The sequence below is a fragment of the Acetobacterium wieringae genome, assembly GCF_023700225.1.
Taxonomy (GTDB): domain Bacteria; phylum Bacillota; class Clostridia; order Eubacteriales; family Eubacteriaceae; genus Acetobacterium; species Acetobacterium wieringae.
Genome location: NZ_CP097897.1, coordinates 774,282 through 791,827 on the forward strand (window position 1 = coordinate 774,282; position 17,546 = coordinate 791,827).

The following is a 17,546-nucleotide window of genomic DNA, read 5'->3' on the forward strand; positions in this document are numbered from 1 at the left end:
CAAACAACATGATGTAACAATTGTCGGTACTAAGGTGTGATTGGTGTATTAAGGTGTTTAGTTAAGAATTTTTTGCAATTGAAGGTACTTTTCAGTATCAATCCGTTTGTCTTTGATCATCTCAAGGGTGGCTAAACCCATAGTCTGGTAGAGTGGCAGAAATTCCGGGGCCTGGGTTTTTAGGGCTTTTATGTGTTTGTTGATGGTGTTTTCATCCCCCCGAACCAGCGGACCAGTAAGGGCGTTGACAGTTCCGGATTTTTCGATATTGCCCAAGGTGGCGGTGATCAGTGGCATAAATGCCCTGATTATTTCATCATCAGCAATGCCAGTGGTCTTTAGTAGTTCAAAACCGGAATCAATCAGGGTTACCAGATAGTTGGAAAGGATACAGGCGGCATGATAAAGTACCTTATCATTCTTATCAATTACCGAATAGGGATTGTCAGTGATCGCCAGGATTTTTTGCGCAGCAATTCGCCCCTGTTGATTGCCTTCCAGGGTAAAAACGGTTTGTTTTAAATTTTTTGACGCAGTCAAGGGATCCGAAAAACTCATGATCGGATGGAGTGAACACAAACCACACCCGGAAGTGAGTAACGGCTCAAAAAGATCGGTTGACAGGGCGCCACTGGTATGGATTAGGGTATGATGTTTGGTTAAGCAGGCGGTTTGGAGGAGTTGGTTGATAACTGCAGAAATTTGATCATCCCCAGTGGTGATAAAAATCACCTCACTTGCAGCAGCAAAGCCGGGAAGGTCGTAGAAAACAGCGGAGTCCGTTACCTTGGCCGCACATTGCGACGAGGTCTCGCTGCGGCTGAGGTAACCGGATAGGGTCAGACGATTGTTTTTGAAAAAAATGCCCAGGGCGGTGCCGACTTTGCCAGCGCCAATAAATCCGATTTTCATGCGTTTCACCTGTTCTGAGTATTTGGTTATGACCGCAAAGAGCAGAGAAACACATTTCACGCAAACCTGTGGCTGTTGAAAATCCAGGCTTCGTATTCCCGGTACCGACCAATTGTCAAGCACGAATAATTGTCGGTACTCTGTTCGACAAAACCGGAAGGCGGCTGTTAATTTTGGGCAAAGAAAAAAGGTCCTCTGCACTGAAAATAAACAACTGCAAAAAGACCAATCATTACATTATAAAAATGCAAAAATGGATGGTTTTATTCAGTCTCTATCACCAGGGATTAGAGCAGGTTTTTAATTGATTATTATTTAATGAATTAAAATTTTTATGCGTTAATTATGTGCAGCTCTTGACGATGCCACCATGTGGGTATGATACCTGATGCAGGATAATAATGCAAGCGTTTATTTAGAGAATGGAATTGGTTTAAGAAATAAAAAAAACAAGCAGCCCTAAAACCACTTGTTTTTTTTGAAATACAGCATGGTACCGGTTACCACAGCAACACACAACAAAATCACAAATGGATAACCATACTCCCAATGAAATTCCGGCATCATGATGTTCATGCCGTACCAACCGACAATCAGGGTCAGGGGAAGAAAAATAGATGTGACGACAGTAAAAATTTTCATGACATTATTCAGGTTGATATCGAGCTGCGCCTGGTAGGCTTCCCGCACCTGAGTGCCGTAATCCCGGAGATTCAGCACATTGGTAAAAAGCCGGTTGATGCGATTGGTGAGAATTTTAAAATAGCGGAGATCTTTTTTATCGATCAGATTATTTTCATTTTCTTCAATGGCCTCAGAAATTTCAAATAGTTGCTCATAATATTGTTTCAGACTTAATAGACGCTTGCGAAAAGTGATCAGATAGTCGACCAGGTCATTTTTAATGGCGACAATAAATTCTTCTTCCAGCCCGGAGATTTCTTCCTCAATCGCAATCAATACATCCCGATCATCGTAGGTCAGCTTGTCAAAAAAGAGGTGAAAAAATTTGCTCAGATCGGATATCTGGATATCGGCCGTCTTGATGGCGTCAACCAGGTCAGCGAAATAAGTGATCCGATCCGAGGCGAAAACAAGCAGGTTGGCACGGAAATAAATTCCGATCCGTTTTGGTTTGACTGTACCGGAAATGGCATCCGGAATTGACAGGGTAATGAAATCAAAACCATCGTGACTTTCAAACTTACAGGATTTACCGCTGATGCATTCTTCAACCAGTCGTGATCCGATATCCAATTGGGCACTTACCGCTACGAGCTCACTAAAATCGAGGATACACAGGTGCTTCTGGTCAGAGCTGGCAAAAGACTGTGAGGGGGAAACAGCTGTTAGTTGACCTGCCGTCAGTTTATAAGCCAGCATTTTTAACCTTCAGCTGGGGTTTATTGCGGATCAGTGCTTCCGGGTTCTTGGAATTCGCTGTTTTATGGACTTCGATATCAAAGAGGTTGAGGGCTTCCAGCAGTGAGCGCAGTTTGGCATAGCCGTAATTTTTACTTTTAAAGGTGGGGTGCTTCTGGGCGATTTGGGAACCAACCAGGCCCAGATTGGCCCAACCGGATGGGTCAGCATTTTCTGAAACAATTAATTGAAAGGATTGGATCAGCTCTTTTTTGAGTTGAATGTCTTTTTGCGATGATCCGTTTTTTTCAGAAGTGATGTTGCGGATCACGTATTTGACATTTTGAGAATTGGCGGTTCGGCGGGTTGTCAGTTCAAATTTATCCAGTGAGGAAAGCAGCGAGCGCAGTTTGGAATAGCCATAATTGCGGCTGTCAAAATCTGGATAGCGGTTGTTGAGGCGGGAGCCAACCAGACCCAGATCGGCCCAGCCTTCTTCATCCGAGTTATCGTTGATAATTGTTTTAATCGATTGGATCAGTTGTTTTTTGGAGGCCATTCCTTCTTTGGCAGAAGACTGCTTTTGGTTTAATATTTCTTCCGGTTGAGAAGAATCCGGGTCGGCTGCCAGAACTTCCAGATATTTAAATTTTTCACAGGCCGAGATAAAGGGGGTGGGGGTTTTCTTTTCACCCATCCCCACCACATACATTCCGGCTTCCCGGAGCCGGGTCGCCAGACGGGTGAAGTCGCTGTCACTGGAGACGATACAGAATCCATCCACATTATTGGAATAAAGAATATCCATGGCGTCAATAATTAAGGCGGCATCGGTGGCATTCTTTCCGGTGGTGTAACTGTACTGCTGAATCGGGGTAATGGAATAGTTAAGTAATACCGTTTTCCAGGATCCCAGCTGGGGTTTGGTCCAGTCACCGTAGATGCGTTTAAACGTTGCCATCCCAAGGTTGGAAATTTCATCGAAGATATATTTGATATATTTATCCGAAACATTATCGGCGTCAATTAAGACGGCAATTTTCATATCATTTTTCATGGGTCACCTTTTCTATTTCGTTGGTTTCGATCACTTTGTTAGTCTCAGTATAATTGAAATCACGCTTTTTTACAACCGACCGCCGCCACAAAAAAATAACTGATCAATTCTGATCAGTTGAGGTTGTCGATAAACTACCGTACCGACCAATTGTTAATCTGTTGTATGCGCACAATTCGTACAGTTGCTATTAAAGATTCGGCTAATTATAGGCGTTTCAGCGCAACTGTTCGCCTTGAGGCACACAACATGATCTAACAATTGTCGGTACTGGGTTAGCTTTTTTGACAGTTTGTAGGGGCGATCCGTGATCGCCCGCAACTAAATTTATGCCGAGACATCCGTGATGACCAGGGGCTCAGACCCTTGCCCCAAGCGGCAGTGAATCAGGGCTGGTCGTAAAGATGCTCTTCTTCCCGGTCATTGGTCAGATTCAGTTTGTCCAGCACAAAGAAGATCAAACTTAAAATCATCCCAACCACGGCGGCCAGAACCATCCCTTTGAGCTGGATACTGCCAAAGGTAACCGCAATGCCGGATAAGCCCACCACAAACACGACTGAAGTCAGGGCCAGATTACGGGATTTGCCATAGTCAACCTGGGCATCAACCAGAATTCGGATCCCGGCGGCGCCGATCATTCCATATAAAAGGAACGAAATCCCACCGATAACCGGACCGGGAATGGTGGAAATCAGCATCGACAGTTTACCAACAAACGAGCAGACAATCGAAATAATTGCCGCACCAGCGATGACCTGGACCGAGTAGACTTTGGTGACCGCCATTACGCCAATGTTCTCGCCGTAGGTAGTGGTTGGTACCGAACCAATTAAACCCGACAACATGGTCGAAAAATTATCGGCAAACAGGGAGCGGTGCAAACCGGGATCTTTTAGCAGATCTCGTCCCACTACCTTGCTGGTGACAATCTGGTGACCAATGTGTTCAGAGGCAATAACCAGCAGTACTGGCAAAATGATAATAATTGCTTCTAAATTAAATTGTGGGAACTGGAAGTTTGGCAGCGAAAACCAGGGGGCCTCTGCGACGGCCTCATAGGTAGCCGGGCCAACCACACCGGTGATCAGAGCCGTGATGTAGCCAGCCACAATCGCAATCAGGATGGGGATAACTGCCAGAAATTTACGGAACATCACCGATCCAAAAACGGCGAAGGCCAGGGTCACCAGAAAAACAATGACATTTTCAGGAACAATGGCGGTTACCACTTGTTCATAAAGACCGGAAGCTTCGTCCAAAACGTAGCTGGTGCTACTGACGACTCCAGCCGTGCTGGCAGCGGTCCCAGCCAGCTCCAGACCAATCAGCGCTACTACCGGGCCCATGGCCGCTGGAGGCAGCACCACATTGATCCATTCAATGCCGAACTTATAAATAATCCCAGCCAGGATACAGCCGCATAAACCGACTACCACAAAACCGCCGAGGGCATAAGAATACCCCCAGGTGGCAATAACAATACCGGCTGGCGCCAGAAAGGCAAAACTGGAACCCAGGTAAGCCGGGGCCTTACCCTTGGTGATCACCATAAACAACAGGGTACCCACACCATTCATAAAGAGTACGATGGCCGGGTTGATTCCAAAGAGGAAGGGAACCAGAACCGATGCGCCAAACATGGCAAACATATGTTGCAGGCTCAGTGGCACCAACATATTCAATGGCACCTTTTCCTCCACTTGTATAATTCTTCGATTGTCCAAAACGTTTCCTCCGTTCTTTTCATTTTCCTTTGAGATTATAACACAGGAATGAAGCAGAGCAAAGACTTTATACAATTAAATGAATAATAATAAAAAAATCCAGTTACCGGCCAGTTGGGAATATTTACCCGCTTGCCAACCTGTGATACAATGCAGCTAAAGCTAAAAAATGAAGGAGTCCTAGAATGCGAATTTCAGTTGATACCAAAATATATGCCGTCATCGGCGATCCCATTGTGCAAAGTTTATCGCCCCAATTGCATAATGGACTGTTTAAAGCAACCGGGGTGGACGCTTTATACCTGCCGATTGCTGTTAAGTCTGAAGATTTAGGAAAGCTGGTGGATGGTTTTCGGCTAATGAATGTGGGCGGATTTAACATCACCAAGCCCCATAAAATGGAAATCATGAAATATATCGACCAACTAGATCCTTTGGCAGAGAAAATCGGGGCGGTGAATACGGTGGTTTGCCGTGATAAAAAAATGATCGGCTACAATACGGATGGGAATGGCTTTATTAAATCAATTGAAACAAAAATTGGTAAAATTCCCAGATCGGAATTGACCATTCTGATTCTCGGTTGTGGGGGTGCGGTTAAGTCGGTGGCGATGGCTTTGGCAGACTGGGGCATCCAAAAGGTCATCATTGCCAATCGTACAGTGGCTAAAGCAAAAGAGCTGGCCAGTCAAATTAATGAGAGTTGGCCGGGAAAAGCCCAGGCCATTGACATGAATGCAGAGTCCTTAAAAGCAGCCGTTAATGAAGCTGCGGTAGTGGTCAACGGAACCAGTTTAGGAATGGCCGATACCGCCTGGCAAACGCCGCTTGACAAAACGCTCCTGAAAAAAGAATTGCTGGTATATGATATGATCTACAGCCCGGCGGTGACCCAGTTCATGAAAGATGCCCGGGAAATCGGGGCACAAACTGAAAATGGGCTGGAAATGCTGTTGTACCAGGGACTATTAGCCTTTGAATTATGGACCGGAGTGTTTCCGGAACCGGTTTTGGGCAAAAAATTACTGGAGGAAGGGATAAATGAAAACTGAAAAAAAGTGTGTGGCATTGATTGGCTTTATGGCAACAGGTAAAACCACCATCGGTTCCTTGTTGGCCCGGGAACTGGAATATGATTTTGTCGATACCGATGCCTTAGTGGAAGCGGAGCTGGGGATGAAGATAACCGATATTTTTGCCCAGCTGGGGGAAGATGCCTTCCGGGACGCCGAACATGAGGCGTTAAAAAAGGCCTTAACGATGGAGAATATTGTTTTGTCCACCGGCGGGGGAATCATTCTGTTTAAAAGAAATCGAAAATTGTTGGCTGAAAAGGCCTTTGTAGTCAGTTTGTCAGCTCAGCCGGAAACCATCTATTGCCGAATTAAGGGCGATGATACCCGCCCTTTGCTAAAGAGTGAAGATCCGCTGGTGCGAATCCGTCAACTGCTGGCCGAACGTCAGGAGTATTACGATGTTTGTGATTTTAAAATATCAACCGAAACCTGGACTGCCGAGGGATGCTGTCAGAAAATAAAAGAAGCCTTTAACGATCATCGGGCAAAATAGTTTACTGAACGAATCAGGAAGAAAACGAGACAAAAAAATACACCGATCAACTGATCGGTGTTATGCTTCGTTACTTCATGGCTTTCAGATCGCAAATATAGCAATCCGTCAGTCGTTGAACCGCATCGGGGTTTTTGACAGGCCAGGTGGTTTCCAGTGCCTCGCAATGCCCCGTGGAGGTTTCTTCATCAAAGACAAAATCAATACAGCCATTGCATTTTTTATCCTTTGTTTTTTTAATCAACTCAAGAACAGACTCGTTTACAAATTCTCGAAATTCCTTATAAGCGATTGTTTTATGATTTTCAAACATGCTCATCACTTCACCTGACTTTCTGGAAATAAGATTATCGGATGGGCAATTAAATTCTTTGTTAATAACCAATCCTTTACTAAACTTATAGTAACCCATAAATGAAAAAAAACAAGATAATATTTTGTCGTATTTTCATTTTAAGAAAATAATTTAAAACGAAAAAAAATGATTGAAATTCTTTTTAAGCTGTGTTATCATTTATGACAGTGTCCTGTGGGGCGCTAATAAGATGCGCTGAATCTTTGATTTGGTGTGAATCGCTTAGTTATCTCTATTGCATTAGGGGTACAATCCTTACAACCAAATAAACTATTTTTTCGCCGAAGTGATGGAATTGGCAGACGTGACGGACTCAAAATCCGTTGTGAGTGATCACGTGCGGGTTCGAGTCCCGCCTTCGGCACCACTTTTGCTCCCTTAGCTCAGTTGGCTAGAGCACCTGACTCTTAATCAGGGTGTCCAGAGTTCGAGTCTCTGAGGGAGCACCAATAATAGCGCATAACAGAGCCGTTTATCGACTCTGTTTTTTTATTGTCAAAAAATTACCCTAAGATTTCCTAAGCTTTTAGGGGTACAAAAGGGGTACTAAAGGGGTACTCGAAATAAGTGGTGGTGGGGGGGGGGAGCGGGAATGAAAAAAACCGGTGATTAAACCGGTCTTTCTGCCATAAATTAATCAAACGAAAAACGATTTCCATTTTTGGGCTCTTTGCAAATCATAGATACCCTAATATCCATCACTGAATTACCACTTAAATACAGAAAATCTCTACGTTTGATAATGCAAGGCTTTCCCTCTACATAAACCAGTTCACCAACGTTAGGAATAGGAGGCGTACCTTCATACATCAATTCTTTTTCATGAATGCGGGTCTCGTTTTCATCTAAAAATTCTAACTCTACTATCATTTTTACCCCTTTCAAAAAAATATTTATTATTACATTATACTCTTGCATATATTCGATATCAATATTGTTGTTCATAATAACAAGTAAATAAAAAAAGACCACCCGAAGGTGGCCATAAATCAATCTATCCAAAATAAGCAAGAATCCCGTCCAAAATCCCCAGCGCTTCCAGTTCTGCTCCGCCATTCTGGAACAGCGCACAATCAGCTGGGCAACTAGCAAACATCGCCTCGGTGATTACCGCTGGCATATCTGAATAAGTCACATCTGAATCATCCCGCTGGATCAATCCCCGCTGTTGTAGCCCTAACCGGTTATAAAGCCCTTTCAGGCACAGTGTAGCCAATCTATAGCCATTTTCAGATCCTGGGTAGCTGATCGCACAGGTCCCGGATGCGTTCGGATCGCTAGAGCCGTTATGATGAATACTGATAAACAGATCCGCACCGGCATTATTTGCAATGACTGGCCGATCTGACAATGGAACGCGTTCATCTGTGGTTCGTGTGTAAATCACCTGTGCGCCACGTTCTGTCAGCATTGGCCCGAGGATCAGGGCAACGGTCAGATTCATGTCAGATTCTCTTAGATCTCCACAGGCTCCGGGATCACTCCCGCCATGGCCTGGATTAATACAGATAATCTTTCCGGAAAGATTACCAGCTGGAGCTGCAGGGGTGACCGGCGCAGCAGGTGCTGGTTCAAACTTGATGTATTTGTTTGGGTTGTCCACATTCAGGTCGATCCCCTTCGGAGTCAAAACGATCCGGATTGCTTCAATTCTCAGACCGCCACCTTCAGATCCGCACAATTCACCGTTTTTAGCCCAGTTCGTCCAGCCAATATTTTCGGAGTGAACCTGATAATGAATATCATACTTTTCGGCATCCGCACCAGTTAACTCGATTTGAACCGCTTCTAAGCGTTTACCCTGACCGATTGATCCACACAAAGCACCGTTATAAACCGGCTCAAGCCATCCCACATCCTGCTGATGCCCCCGCAAAAATACATTAATATCCTGACCGTTCAGTTCATCCAACCAGACTTTTAGCCCTTCAAGCCGTTTTGACCGGCCGGTGACACCCAGCGTCTCGCCGCTGGTAACTGGGCCGATGTCACCAAAGTCCTGTTGGTGTCCTGAATATTTTAAAACTGCCATTACTGCACCGCCTTTTCGGCGGCAGCATTGACCGCTTCTTCCTGTTCTGCTAACATCTGACTTGATTTATCCATTATAATTTTTAATGCCGCCTGTTTTAAATTTTTCATTATAATATCTGACTGTTGAGCTGAAGCGGTGATGCTGTTGTTTTTCCACGCTGTCCAGAGGGAGGCCCCAATCATCGCAGCATTTGACAAAAGCACATATAGCTCTGTTTCTGATACTGCAATTGGGTTCATTCCTGAAGCGGTTAGAATTCCATTCACTAGAGCCAGAACCAATACTACCAGCCGAATCCATACATCTGTTTTTACATCTTTTAGATTCATTTTATTTCTCCTTCCAAACTATCAATACGCTTATGCGCTTGTTTTGCCGACGCTTCCACGTCACAGACCCTTTCAAGCAACTCTATGTGCTTGTCGGCCTGCTTTTCTAACTTCTTATCAATTCCATCCACGCTCGATTTTATATAACCCATGTCGGACGTGATGGTCGCAATGCTGGCACCTTCAGCTTTATCATCTTTGGCCTTATTTCTCCCAAAGACCAACCATGCTATCACGAAACCGCCTACTGTACAAAACAGACTTGCCATAACTGTAATGTCAACACTCATAAACCGTCCCCTTTCAAATAAATCGGGACGGTTTCCCGCCCCTGAGCAATAAAAAAACAGCCTTACGCTGTCGGTTCGTTCTCGATGTCGTATCCGATTTCAATCAATTTTTTGCCAACTTCATCTCTTAGATTGGACAAATTTGGCACCTGGCTGTAATTGTAGGTTCCGGCCAAAACAGCCCCAAACCAAACGCGTACTAACATACTATTTGCATTAAACATTGCTTGCACCTCCTTCCACAATAGCAGTAACAACAGCGATAAGATTAGATAAATTGGGCACTTCTTCAAGTGTTTTACTTCCTTTCTGAATTGCTTCAACCCATGCTTTTACAACTATACTATTTGCATTAAACATTTTACATACCTCCCACAATCGCCATTGATAACTCAATGATGGCACTATTTAAATCGTTTCTAAGTGATTCGATTGCTTCCGCCTGAATCTGCTCTGCGGTTTTGGGAATATCCTCGTACTGAAAGATAAATCCGTCAGCTTCTGTATAATACATAACCGCTATTTTCCCTTCAATCTCTTCTGGTTCCGGGATTGATTCAACCAGAAAACCTTCTAGTCCGAGTTCTTCTTCTGTCTTGCCTAATCCATACTTTTCATCAAACGGTTTATAATGGATCAGCTCAACTAAATTTGAATCTTTGTTCGTTCTAAAATAAATCATTTTTCCTCCTTACGATAATTGATAATTAAATTTCAGTTTCTTAACAGCGGGATATCCTGAAATTAAATAAGAAATAAACACCTCATCATCAGAATTGGCGTATAAACCATTAACCATATTTGATGTACTGAGTATTTGACCAAATGTGCTTTGTATTCCCTGAGCCTGATCATCGAGCTTTATAGCGTAAAGGTAATACGTTGATGTACTTTTTAAAAACAGCAGCTTCTTCGAGCTAGCTAAATTGGGATACCCACATTGTAACCCAGTGTCAGTTGATACCTGACTGACTTGACTGTTAATTAGGCTCCAATCACTTGTAGAAACAATTTTTGTTCTAAAATAACCGTTGTAAACTCTTGAAGCAATCACTTTTGCACCAACGTCAAATACTTTATATGTAGGAGTAGACAAATTTTCAAAATTGTGCGCCGCACCTGAAAAAACAACATCTCCATTTGCATTAAATTTAGTTATTAGCGCTGATGCTGCGTGATAATACCAATTACCTGCATCATCGAAAAATGGAACAGTACCACTAAAGAGATTTGGCAATGATATCGTTTGATCAACTGTCATTGTCGCCATGTTGAATCGTTTTACCGATCCATCGGCTTGAAAAGCCTTAATCTGGTGTTCGCTAACTCGTTCTACCCTTAAGTCAGTATCACCAGTTCTGAGCGAAAAATCTGTACCAGAAGTTATTAAAGTTCCAGTAGGGTTGTGCTTAGCCCATCCACCATTGTAAAAAATAAAATAATTGTTCTCGTATAAAATAACCCTGTAAACACTACTTGCAGGTGAAATTATAAAATTATTCAACCAATTACCATCGGAATCAAAAACGTATATTCTTCTTTCTCCACTTGTTATAACCTCGATCATAAGCCTATTTGAATGTTCATCAAAATACATTGATTCTAAACTGGTTATCCATTGTGGAATTAAATCTTTATACGGAACAAGTGGCATCTCAGGAATAAGATTGTCATATGATATTTTCATGCCACTTTTATATGGATTCGTCCCTGTCAATTTATTTTTTGCATCATCGCTGTAAAACATCTTCCCATCAACAACATCAGCAGCCACTGCATCACCAGTTAATGCTAATGTTCCTATCAGTCCTATATCATCATCATTACTAAATGTATGGGGTGCTAGTACGTCTTCGGCTGTCGCCGTTCCCTCCGCACTAGCCTTGATAAAAAAACAATCACCCGCCAAATTGTACCAAACCGTTGCCGCTTTACCGGCAATAAGTTTCGGTGATGTTGTTGTGCCGGGCTTGTATAGGGGTTTCCCGTTAATTGTTGTTGCTGCGCCTGAATTGTTTGTTTTAATTACAAATGTCGTTTGGAATCCGTCAACCAACTCAACCCCTGCCAGCGTGATTGCCGTTCCGGTTCCTCCAGCGGTTTGGAATGTTTTTAGGTTATCCCACGCCGCCTGCTTCTCCACCGAAACGTGGAGGTTGGTGTCGGCGATGTGGTCGTTAATCGTATTAAGAAGATTTGCCGCTGCGTTTTCATCTAATATTTCACCCAATCCATTAAACCATTCGTTAAAAACAGCTGTAAATTGAGCAAACAAAGCCTCAGTATTTAGAACATTCGTCTTTGGAGCGATCACTCCACATAAGCTTGTATTCAGACGATCATCTGTAATTTTTGCCTGCGTGACAGTATCACCCGGGGATCTAAGGATCGTTGCCAGGCACAGATCATGAACATTTTCTGTTCTTACTAAAGCCGGTGCTACGGGTGCGGCATTCTCTACACCAGATAAAAACATAATCTTAATTTCTCTGGCCACATTATCACGCCTTAAAACAACTCGATCATAACGGCTGTATGTAGCGGGGGAAGTAGGTAGGTCAACCGTATAATCAAGCTGATCATAAGCCATTTTCCCTTTTAGCAATGCGAGTCCAGGCTTTACAGTTATCTTGTTTCCCAATTCTGAAATTACCTGAAAACAATTTTCAACAAATACTGCGATCCCATCAGTAAAGAAACCGCCACAATACATTTCAAGAAACGATTCATCGACTGCCCGGTCATACATTGGCATATTGTTGGTGTCTAAGCCTAAAAATTCAGATTCGAATATTCCGTATTTTAATGCCACTATAACACCTCCCTTTTAATTTTTTCGATTTCTGTCTTATTCTCATTTCCGAGAGTCAAGACAATTTGCATTTGATTTTTCTCATAAATTTCTGTTACTTCCGTAATAAACAAATCAATCGAAACACCCAGAGTATCATCTTGATATGTGACCTTATCACCAAGATCATAATCCGTTTTGTAAATCAGGTTAGAATTTCCATTGACCTCAAATGAAATGGTTTCGATGATTCGATACTCAGAAAGTTTTTCAAGACCTCTAGCCTGTAAGGCTGCCAAATAATCGGCATCGGTCATATCCGTTTCTTTTCTGATATCTTTGGCATCAACCCATAATTCTTTTAAAGCTTCGCCCGGTTCCCTTAGATCAACGGTTGTTACGACTCGGGCATCTCCTTCGCCCTCACCAGCAATATAGGCAAAGTTCTTATAATCAGTCGTATTTTTGTAATAAGACGCTTTCAGGACATTACCTTCATTTTCAGAGAAAACAGCAAAACTATTTTCTGTCTGGTTCTGGGTGCGATCCTTGCCTTTCCAAACTTTGGGAGTAATCTTATTTTGCAAATAATCATAATCTAATTTAATGCTCATATCGTAAGTATTTGCCAGACTATAACATTTTTCCATGAGACTATCACCCCGTGTTTGGAGCGTTATGTTTTCCCCCAGATTATTATTTGTTCCAGCGGTAAGAAGGGGAATAGCACGATCGCCTGTCATTGCAAATGTTGTGATCAACGACAGAATAATTGTTTCGACATTACCGGTCAGATTCTGCGTGACATCAATTACCCGGTCATCTAGCTTCTTTTCAATGAAATAGCCGGATATATTAACCTTTTTAGTCATTTCGTCAAAGTCTACAACCTGAGCAATCCCGGTTTCATCTTTGCCATCAATAACCAGGTATACACCGGCCATAACTAAATCAAAATAATTAGCAAGAATGATCATCTTGTAATTACCAGGCCCTTGAGTTTTACGTGTCCACTGGATCCCTGAAAAGCTTGTGATGCTCCCAAGTTCCTGGAAGTCTTTATCCAGAACAATAATTTCAAGCATTTTACACCCCCAGGAATTCCTGCGACCATTTTAGCCAAACATCAAGATTGGTGTACCCATCATCTGCATCATATTTAAGAACTACAGTCCCCTGGTTGATCATAAAGTACCTTGAAGCCCGGTCTTTTTTATTTGAGATGTTTACGCCGTTCAATTCGATCCGGGTTTTCCCTCGATTTGTATTAACGGTCAGGATATCACCTAATTGCATAGTGACCAGGATTCGGATATACTCACCTGTGGTAAGATTCATAAATTTTGGATTAACCACAATCCCACGATTTGCCGCAAAGGTTAAGATCAGACCACAAGAATTGTGGCCTTTGTTTGTAAAGGTTGTTTCTTGTTTAAAGATCCGCATTGAAAATGCAACGCCACTTGTTTTTGGGATCGCAAAGTTTGAAGTGAGTAGGGGAAACTTACCTGCCATATTTTCATGGAAGTCTTCACCCCGAAAGAACGGATTCGGTGCCAATAAAACAACCAGGAACGAAAGCGGCTCATAAATGTTTTTTCGCCCATCTTTGAAGCTTCGAATATTGGCATTGATCCACCGTTTTACCCCACAATAATCAACACTTAATTTGACTGGGTGGCGGGGATTAAAGAAACTGATAAGTTCCTGCCTTCGAAGTTCTTCCTGACCATCTAAGGCCGTATATTCGGCTGTGGATGAGATGACGCGCTCCTGAATTCGAGAACCCACAACGGAAGAACCGTCATAAGTGGCGTTATCAGATGTAGTCACTTCAAAATCAGAGCTTTCAATTCCTTCAACTTCTAGTAATCGATAGGGTTTGCCTTTACCGATTTCAAGTGTCTTGCCGTTTGATTCAAGTGTAAAAATTAATTGCTTATTATCCAAATACAGCCTCCTTCCTCTGAATCTTCATTTCCCGGTAAGCATCTGCCAATGTAGCGATGGGCTGATTGATATATACCGTCTGGGAATTATCGGTTGTGGTTGATGTGGTAGTAGATCCTGAAACATTATTCAAAGCGCTGAGCGATGCCGATGCAGACAAACTGTTTCCAAATTTCACGGATTCAGCAGCTACTGCTGCCAGTAGTTTATTGACAAGATCATCATTACCGTTTAAAGCCGGATTGTATTTTTTAGGAACAACCGCCTCATCTTTATGCAAAAGATAAGGGCCTGTTTTTGGTACCCGATTTGTACCTGTCGCTAAACCGAATAGGGCGGAAGGATCAATCCATTCGCCGTTTTGCTTCAATCCAAAATGGAGATGGGGTCCAGTTGAATTACCAGTGCTCCCGACAAGTCCGATAGTCTGCAGCTTTGTTACCAGATCCCCGACGTTGACTAATATTTCCGATAAATGCGCATAGAATGTTTCCAACCCGTTCCCGTGGTCGATTGTTACTGAATTTCCGTAACCACCATTCCATCCTGCCTGGGTTACCGTTCCTGCTCCAGCAGCTCCTACTGGGGCTCCATACGGGGCGCCAATATCGATTCCCGCATGATAATCACTTGACATCTCGCCACTGTCTGTCATGAACGGGTCTCTCCACCCAAAACCTGATGTAACGCCCCCGCTGACAGGAGCTGTTAAATCTCCCATGGAAGCGCCACCAACTCCGATGGACTTAAAGAAATCTAAAGCACCAGAACCAAGAAACTCAATTGCTGCCTGCATGTTGAAATTTCCATTCGCAAAAGCAGACTTAATTTGTTCTACCATGTTATTGACGAATTTCATCACGCTGTCAGCGTCAAGACCATTGATTAAGCCTTGAACGATATTATAACCGTATTCCTCAAAAACAGTTGATGGTGAGTGGATTCCCAAAGCTGTTGTAAAAGTCTCTTTAAGTGTTTTAACAAGACCGCCAACAGCATCAGTTGCTGCTTTTAAATTTGCTGTAATACCCTCACCAATCTTAGTGAGCATATCGTAAGCAATTTGATAAATAGCATCCGGTAGATCATCGGCAATGTTGGTTATCGTTTTGACGATACCATTTTCACCGCCCCATAACTCGGCAGCTCCACTTCGGATGCTTTCCCATTTATCGGGTAGAGTAGTTACAATTTCTTGAGCTTTATTGGTGACGTTTGTAAAGATTTCACCGGCTTTTGTTGTCAGATCGTCACGAATAGCGCCCCATTTTGTTTGGGCATCATCCTTTGAAGCTTGCCACTTATCGGCAACACTTTGAAATGTTTCCTGAACCTTAGTGGACACGTTGGTATAAATCTCACCCCATTTAGTGGCCAGATCCGACTTAATAGCAGACCATTTTTCCTGAGTATCTGTCTTGGTAGCAGACCATTTATCTGCAACCGATTGGAAAGTATTCTGCACCTTTTGGGAAACGTCTGAGTAAATCTCGTTCCACTTTGTGACCAGATCACTCTGAATGGCGGCCCACTTTGCTTGAGAGTCGGTTTGCGTTTCCTGCCATTTTGTCGCTACTACCTGGGCTGTCTCGGTTACTTTTCCAATTGTATTGTCATAAATACCCTGCCAGGCTGTTGCTATGGAATTTCCAATACTGGTTAAAATACCAGTAATGATACTCCATAGGAAGTTTAGTATTGACCCAATTGAATCAACGACATTTTGGACAGCTGTTCCTGCAAACTGCCAGGCTGTTGACCAATCCCCCTGAAGCAATGCAATAATCATACCAATTACATTACCAACGAAGCTGATTACATTTGTCAAAACCTCATAAATCGGCGCTACAAAGGAAATGATCCCCGGTAAGCTTTCCATGAAGGCATTGAACAAAGCGGATAGGGCGGGGATAACTGATTCATATAGAACCTGTACCAGGTACAAAAATACCGGTTTCAGGTTTTCCCATAGATTTTGGAAGGCCCCCAGGATCGGCTGTACCGCTTCAATGATTTGCGGCATAACCTCCATGACTTTTGTTTTGGCTTCCTCAAAGGCACCAACAGCCACCATTTTGACGCGTTCGAATTCTACCCCAAACGGTTCAAGTTCAGCGGCAACGCCAGAGAAATCCATATTTTGAGCATTTGAAACGAGTGTTTTAAATCCTTCACCGGCTAACTGTAAACCGGATGTCAGGCCTTTTAATGCGTCAACAGCCAGCCCCAGGACTGGACCCCCAACGATAGCCAGAAAATCAGTCCATGCCTGATTGACATTGCCTAATTGATTTTCTAATCCGTCTGACTCCCTGGCAGCTTGTCCGGTAGCGCCGGCAAGATTCTGCATGTTCTGGGCATACTCAAGACGGGTGGCCTGTTTAGTTGCTTCGTCCAAACTGGACCATTCCGCGGTCGTGCCAACTAAGCCCTTTTGTATAGCGTATTGCGCCATTTGGGTATCGTTGGCGAAAAGCCCAATGGCTTCACCGCCTTCATAATTACCTTTGATAAATGACGTTAAAGCGCTGTTTGCGTCCTGATACGAAACATCATAAAACGCTGCAGCATCGGCACTGGCTGTAACGGCATCGGTCGCTTTGGACATTGCCGTTTCGGTATCCAGTCCCAACCCCTTAAACATCGATGTCATCTGGGACATGGAAGGTTTCAGCCGGTTTGGAACCATACCGAACTTATCAGCCATTTTTTCAACTGCTTGTTGGGCTGCCGGTTCCAAATCCCCAAATACCTGGGTAAATTGGGAAGATATCGCTTTTGCAGATCCTGCGGCTTCAATAGCCGCCTTGCCGAATTCGATAATTTTTTCAACAGCGAAAGCTCCGGCAATCGCACCGCCAACAGCTTTCAACCCGTTCATTGCTGTTTGGCCTAATTCGGATAACTGACTTCCAGCACCTTTTGTTGACTTCCCGATATCATCAAAACCGTTTTTTATTGAATCGGTTCCTGATTTACTTGATTTTTCCAGATCTGAAAGACCCTTCTTGATCCCACTCGAATCAAGATCTGTTTCAATTATAATTTTGCCGTCTGCCAATGTTTCTCACCACCTTTTCGGTAAAACATTGGCACGGTGGCACTAGAGTTTTATTTCAAATTCCTTTTTACATTTTTTGCATTTAGTCCAGAGATCCTGGCTTTTAGC

Annotated in this window: 18 protein-coding genes, 2 tRNA genes and 1 pseudogene; 4 read left to right on the plus strand and 17 right to left on the minus strand. The window is 43.3% G+C overall.

The window, feature by feature from the left end; genetic code table 11:
• Positions 1–57 precede the first annotated feature (57 nt).
• The 5 genes and pseudogenes from CHL1_RS03785 to uraA form a co-directional block, all read right to left on the minus strand.
• Positions 58–912, minus strand: coding sequence for a Rossmann-like and DUF2520 domain-containing protein (locus CHL1_RS03785; protein ID WP_250934680.1), 855 nt, complete (start codon positions 910–912; stop codon positions 58–60).
• 459 nt (positions 913–1,371) lie between these two features.
• Positions 1,372–2,295 carry a magnesium transporter CorA family protein gene (locus CHL1_RS03790; protein ID WP_250934682.1) on the minus strand — a complete coding sequence of 308 codons (924 nt, stop codon included), beginning with the start codon at positions 2,293–2,295 and terminating at the stop codon, positions 1,372–1,374.
• The gene (locus tag CHL1_RS03795; protein WP_228881556.1) at positions 2,282–2,605 is read right to left on the minus strand and encodes an OST-HTH/LOTUS domain-containing protein; all 324 of its coding nucleotides are present in this window, start codon (positions 2,603–2,605) and stop codon (positions 2,282–2,284) included. Before CHL1_RS03795 ends, CHL1_RS03790 begins: the two co-directional genes overlap by 14 nt.
• Positions 2,582–3,331, minus strand: a pseudogene (locus tag CHL1_RS03800) (NYN domain-containing protein); the annotation flags it as partial. The gene CHL1_RS03795 and the pseudogene CHL1_RS03800, both read right to left, overlap by 24 nt.
• 386 nt (positions 3,332–3,717) lie before the next feature.
• Entirely contained in the window at positions 3,718–5,010 is a 1,293-nt protein-coding gene (gene uraA, locus CHL1_RS03805) for a uracil permease (protein ID WP_458795893.1), read from the minus strand.
• A gap of 233 nt (positions 5,011–5,243) precedes the next feature.
• Here uraA and aroE point away from each other — a divergent pair, with 233 nt between their 5' ends.
• Positions 5,244–6,110 (plus strand): shikimate dehydrogenase, encoded by an 867-nt coding sequence (aroE, locus tag CHL1_RS03810; RefSeq protein ID WP_070370027.1) that lies wholly within the window; start codon positions 5,244–5,246, stop codon positions 6,108–6,110.
• The gene (locus CHL1_RS03815) at positions 6,100–6,627 is read left to right on the plus strand and encodes a shikimate kinase (RefSeq protein ID WP_070370028.1); all 528 of its coding nucleotides are present in this window, start codon (positions 6,100–6,102) and stop codon (positions 6,625–6,627) included. The genes aroE and CHL1_RS03815 overlap by 11 nt, the downstream gene beginning before the upstream one ends.
• Before the next feature lie 70 nt (positions 6,628–6,697).
• On the opposite strand, the gene CHL1_RS03820 is transcribed toward CHL1_RS03815, so the two are convergent.
• The gene (locus CHL1_RS03820) at positions 6,698–6,946 is read right to left on the minus strand and encodes a hypothetical protein (protein ID WP_070370029.1); all 249 of its coding nucleotides are present in this window, start codon (positions 6,944–6,946) and stop codon (positions 6,698–6,700) included.
• A gap of 316 nt (positions 6,947–7,262) precedes the next feature.
• On the opposite strand from CHL1_RS03820, the gene CHL1_RS03825 reads away from it, so the two are divergent.
• Together CHL1_RS03825 and CHL1_RS03830 are read left to right on the plus strand one after the other, a co-directional pair.
• Positions 7,263–7,349, plus strand: a tRNA-Leu gene (locus tag CHL1_RS03825).
• Positions 7,350–7,354: 5 nt separating this feature from the next.
• Positions 7,355–7,431 (plus strand) — tRNA-Lys (locus CHL1_RS03830).
• 184 nt (positions 7,432–7,615) lie between these two features.
• Here CHL1_RS03830 and CHL1_RS03835 read toward each other — a convergent pair.
• From CHL1_RS03835 to CHL1_RS03885, 11 genes are all read right to left on the minus strand, one after another.
• On the minus strand, positions 7,616–7,852 hold the full coding sequence (locus CHL1_RS03835; RefSeq protein ID WP_250934684.1) for a hypothetical protein: 237 nt from the start codon (positions 7,850–7,852) through the stop codon (positions 7,616–7,618).
• A 124-nt stretch (positions 7,853–7,976) separates the two neighbouring features.
• The gene (locus CHL1_RS03840) at positions 7,977–9,014 is read right to left on the minus strand and encodes an N-acetylmuramoyl-L-alanine amidase (RefSeq protein WP_250934686.1); all 1,038 of its coding nucleotides are present in this window, start codon (positions 9,012–9,014) and stop codon (positions 7,977–7,979) included.
• Entirely contained in the window at positions 9,014–9,346 is a 333-nt protein-coding gene (locus CHL1_RS03845) for a phage holin (RefSeq protein WP_250934688.1), read from the minus strand. The genes CHL1_RS03840 and CHL1_RS03845 overlap by 1 nt, the downstream gene beginning before the upstream one ends.
• Entirely contained in the window at positions 9,343–9,636 is a 294-nt protein-coding gene (locus CHL1_RS03850; protein ID WP_228883292.1) for a hypothetical protein, read from the minus strand. Before CHL1_RS03850 ends, CHL1_RS03845 begins: the two co-directional genes overlap by 4 nt.
• Positions 9,637–9,698: 62 nt before the next feature.
• Positions 9,699–9,860 (minus strand): hypothetical protein, encoded by a 162-nt coding sequence (locus CHL1_RS03855; protein ID WP_250934689.1) that lies wholly within the window; start codon positions 9,858–9,860, stop codon positions 9,699–9,701.
• Positions 9,853–9,996 (minus strand): hypothetical protein, encoded by a 144-nt coding sequence (locus CHL1_RS03860; RefSeq protein ID WP_250934691.1) that lies wholly within the window; start codon positions 9,994–9,996, stop codon positions 9,853–9,855. The genes CHL1_RS03855 and CHL1_RS03860 overlap by 8 nt, the downstream gene beginning before the upstream one ends.
• A 1-nt stretch (position 9,997) precedes the next feature.
• Positions 9,998–10,318, minus strand: coding sequence for a hypothetical protein (locus tag CHL1_RS03865; RefSeq protein WP_250934692.1), 321 nt, complete (start codon positions 10,316–10,318; stop codon positions 9,998–10,000).
• A 9-nt stretch (positions 10,319–10,327) separates the two neighbouring features.
• A complete protein-coding gene (locus CHL1_RS03870) occupies positions 10,328–12,448 on the minus strand; it encodes a hypothetical protein (RefSeq protein WP_250934694.1) in 2,121 nt (706 codons plus the stop codon).
• A complete protein-coding gene (locus CHL1_RS03875; RefSeq protein WP_250934695.1) occupies positions 12,448–13,512 on the minus strand; it encodes a siphovirus ReqiPepy6 Gp37-like family protein in 1,065 nt (354 codons plus the stop codon). The genes CHL1_RS03870 and CHL1_RS03875 overlap by 1 nt, the downstream gene beginning before the upstream one ends.
• A gap of 1 nt (position 13,513) precedes the next feature.
• A complete protein-coding gene (locus CHL1_RS03880; RefSeq protein WP_250934697.1) occupies positions 13,514–14,377 on the minus strand; it encodes a phage distal tail protein in 864 nt (287 codons plus the stop codon).
• Positions 14,370–17,438: a peptidoglycan DD-metalloendopeptidase family protein gene (locus CHL1_RS03885; RefSeq protein ID WP_250934699.1), complete on the minus strand. Its 3,069-nt coding sequence runs from the start codon at positions 17,436–17,438 to the stop codon at positions 14,370–14,372. Before CHL1_RS03885 ends, CHL1_RS03880 begins: the two co-directional genes overlap by 8 nt.
• Positions 17,439–17,546: the final 108 nt, after the last annotated feature.

Coding starts and splice junctions, on each gene's coding strand:
- CHL1_RS03820 (WP_070370029.1), bottom strand. CDS start 6,946: ATGAGCATGTTTGAAAATCATAAAACAATCGCTTATAAGGAATTTCGA.
- aroE (WP_070370027.1), top strand. CDS start 5,244: ATGCGAATTTCAGTTGATACCAAAATATATGCCGTCATCGGCGATCCC.
- uraA (WP_458795893.1), bottom strand. CDS start 5,010: ATGTTGGTGCCACTGAGCCTGCAACATATGTTTGCCATGTTTGGCGCA.
- CHL1_RS03865 (WP_250934692.1), bottom strand. CDS start 10,318: ATGATTTATTTTAGAACGAACAAAGATTCAAATTTAGTTGAGCTGATC.
- CHL1_RS03845 (WP_250934688.1), bottom strand. CDS start 9,346: ATGAATCTAAAAGATGTAAAAACAGATGTATGGATTCGGCTGGTAGTA.
- CHL1_RS03875 (WP_250934695.1), bottom strand. CDS start 13,512: ATGCTTGAAATTATTGTTCTGGATAAAGACTTCCAGGAACTTGGGAGC.
- CHL1_RS03785 (WP_250934680.1), bottom strand. CDS start 912: ATGAAAATCGGATTTATTGGCGCTGGCAAAGTCGGCACCGCCCTGGGC.
- CHL1_RS03860 (WP_250934691.1), bottom strand. CDS start 9,996: ATGTTTAATGCAAATAGTATAGTTGTAAAAGCATGGGTTGAAGCAATT.
- CHL1_RS03855 (WP_250934689.1), bottom strand. CDS start 9,860: ATGTTTAATGCAAATAGTATGTTAGTACGCGTTTGGTTTGGGGCTGTT.
- CHL1_RS03815 (WP_070370028.1), top strand. CDS start 6,100: ATGAAAACTGAAAAAAAGTGTGTGGCATTGATTGGCTTTATGGCAACA.
- CHL1_RS03790 (WP_250934682.1), bottom strand. CDS start 2,295: ATGCTGGCTTATAAACTGACGGCAGGTCAACTAACAGCTGTTTCCCCC.
- CHL1_RS03850 (WP_228883292.1), bottom strand. CDS start 9,636: ATGAGTGTTGACATTACAGTTATGGCAAGTCTGTTTTGTACAGTAGGC.
- CHL1_RS03835 (WP_250934684.1), bottom strand. CDS start 7,852: ATGATAGTAGAGTTAGAATTTTTAGATGAAAACGAGACCCGCATTCAT.
- CHL1_RS03840 (WP_250934686.1), bottom strand. CDS start 9,014: ATGGCAGTTTTAAAATATTCAGGACACCAACAGGACTTTGGTGACATC.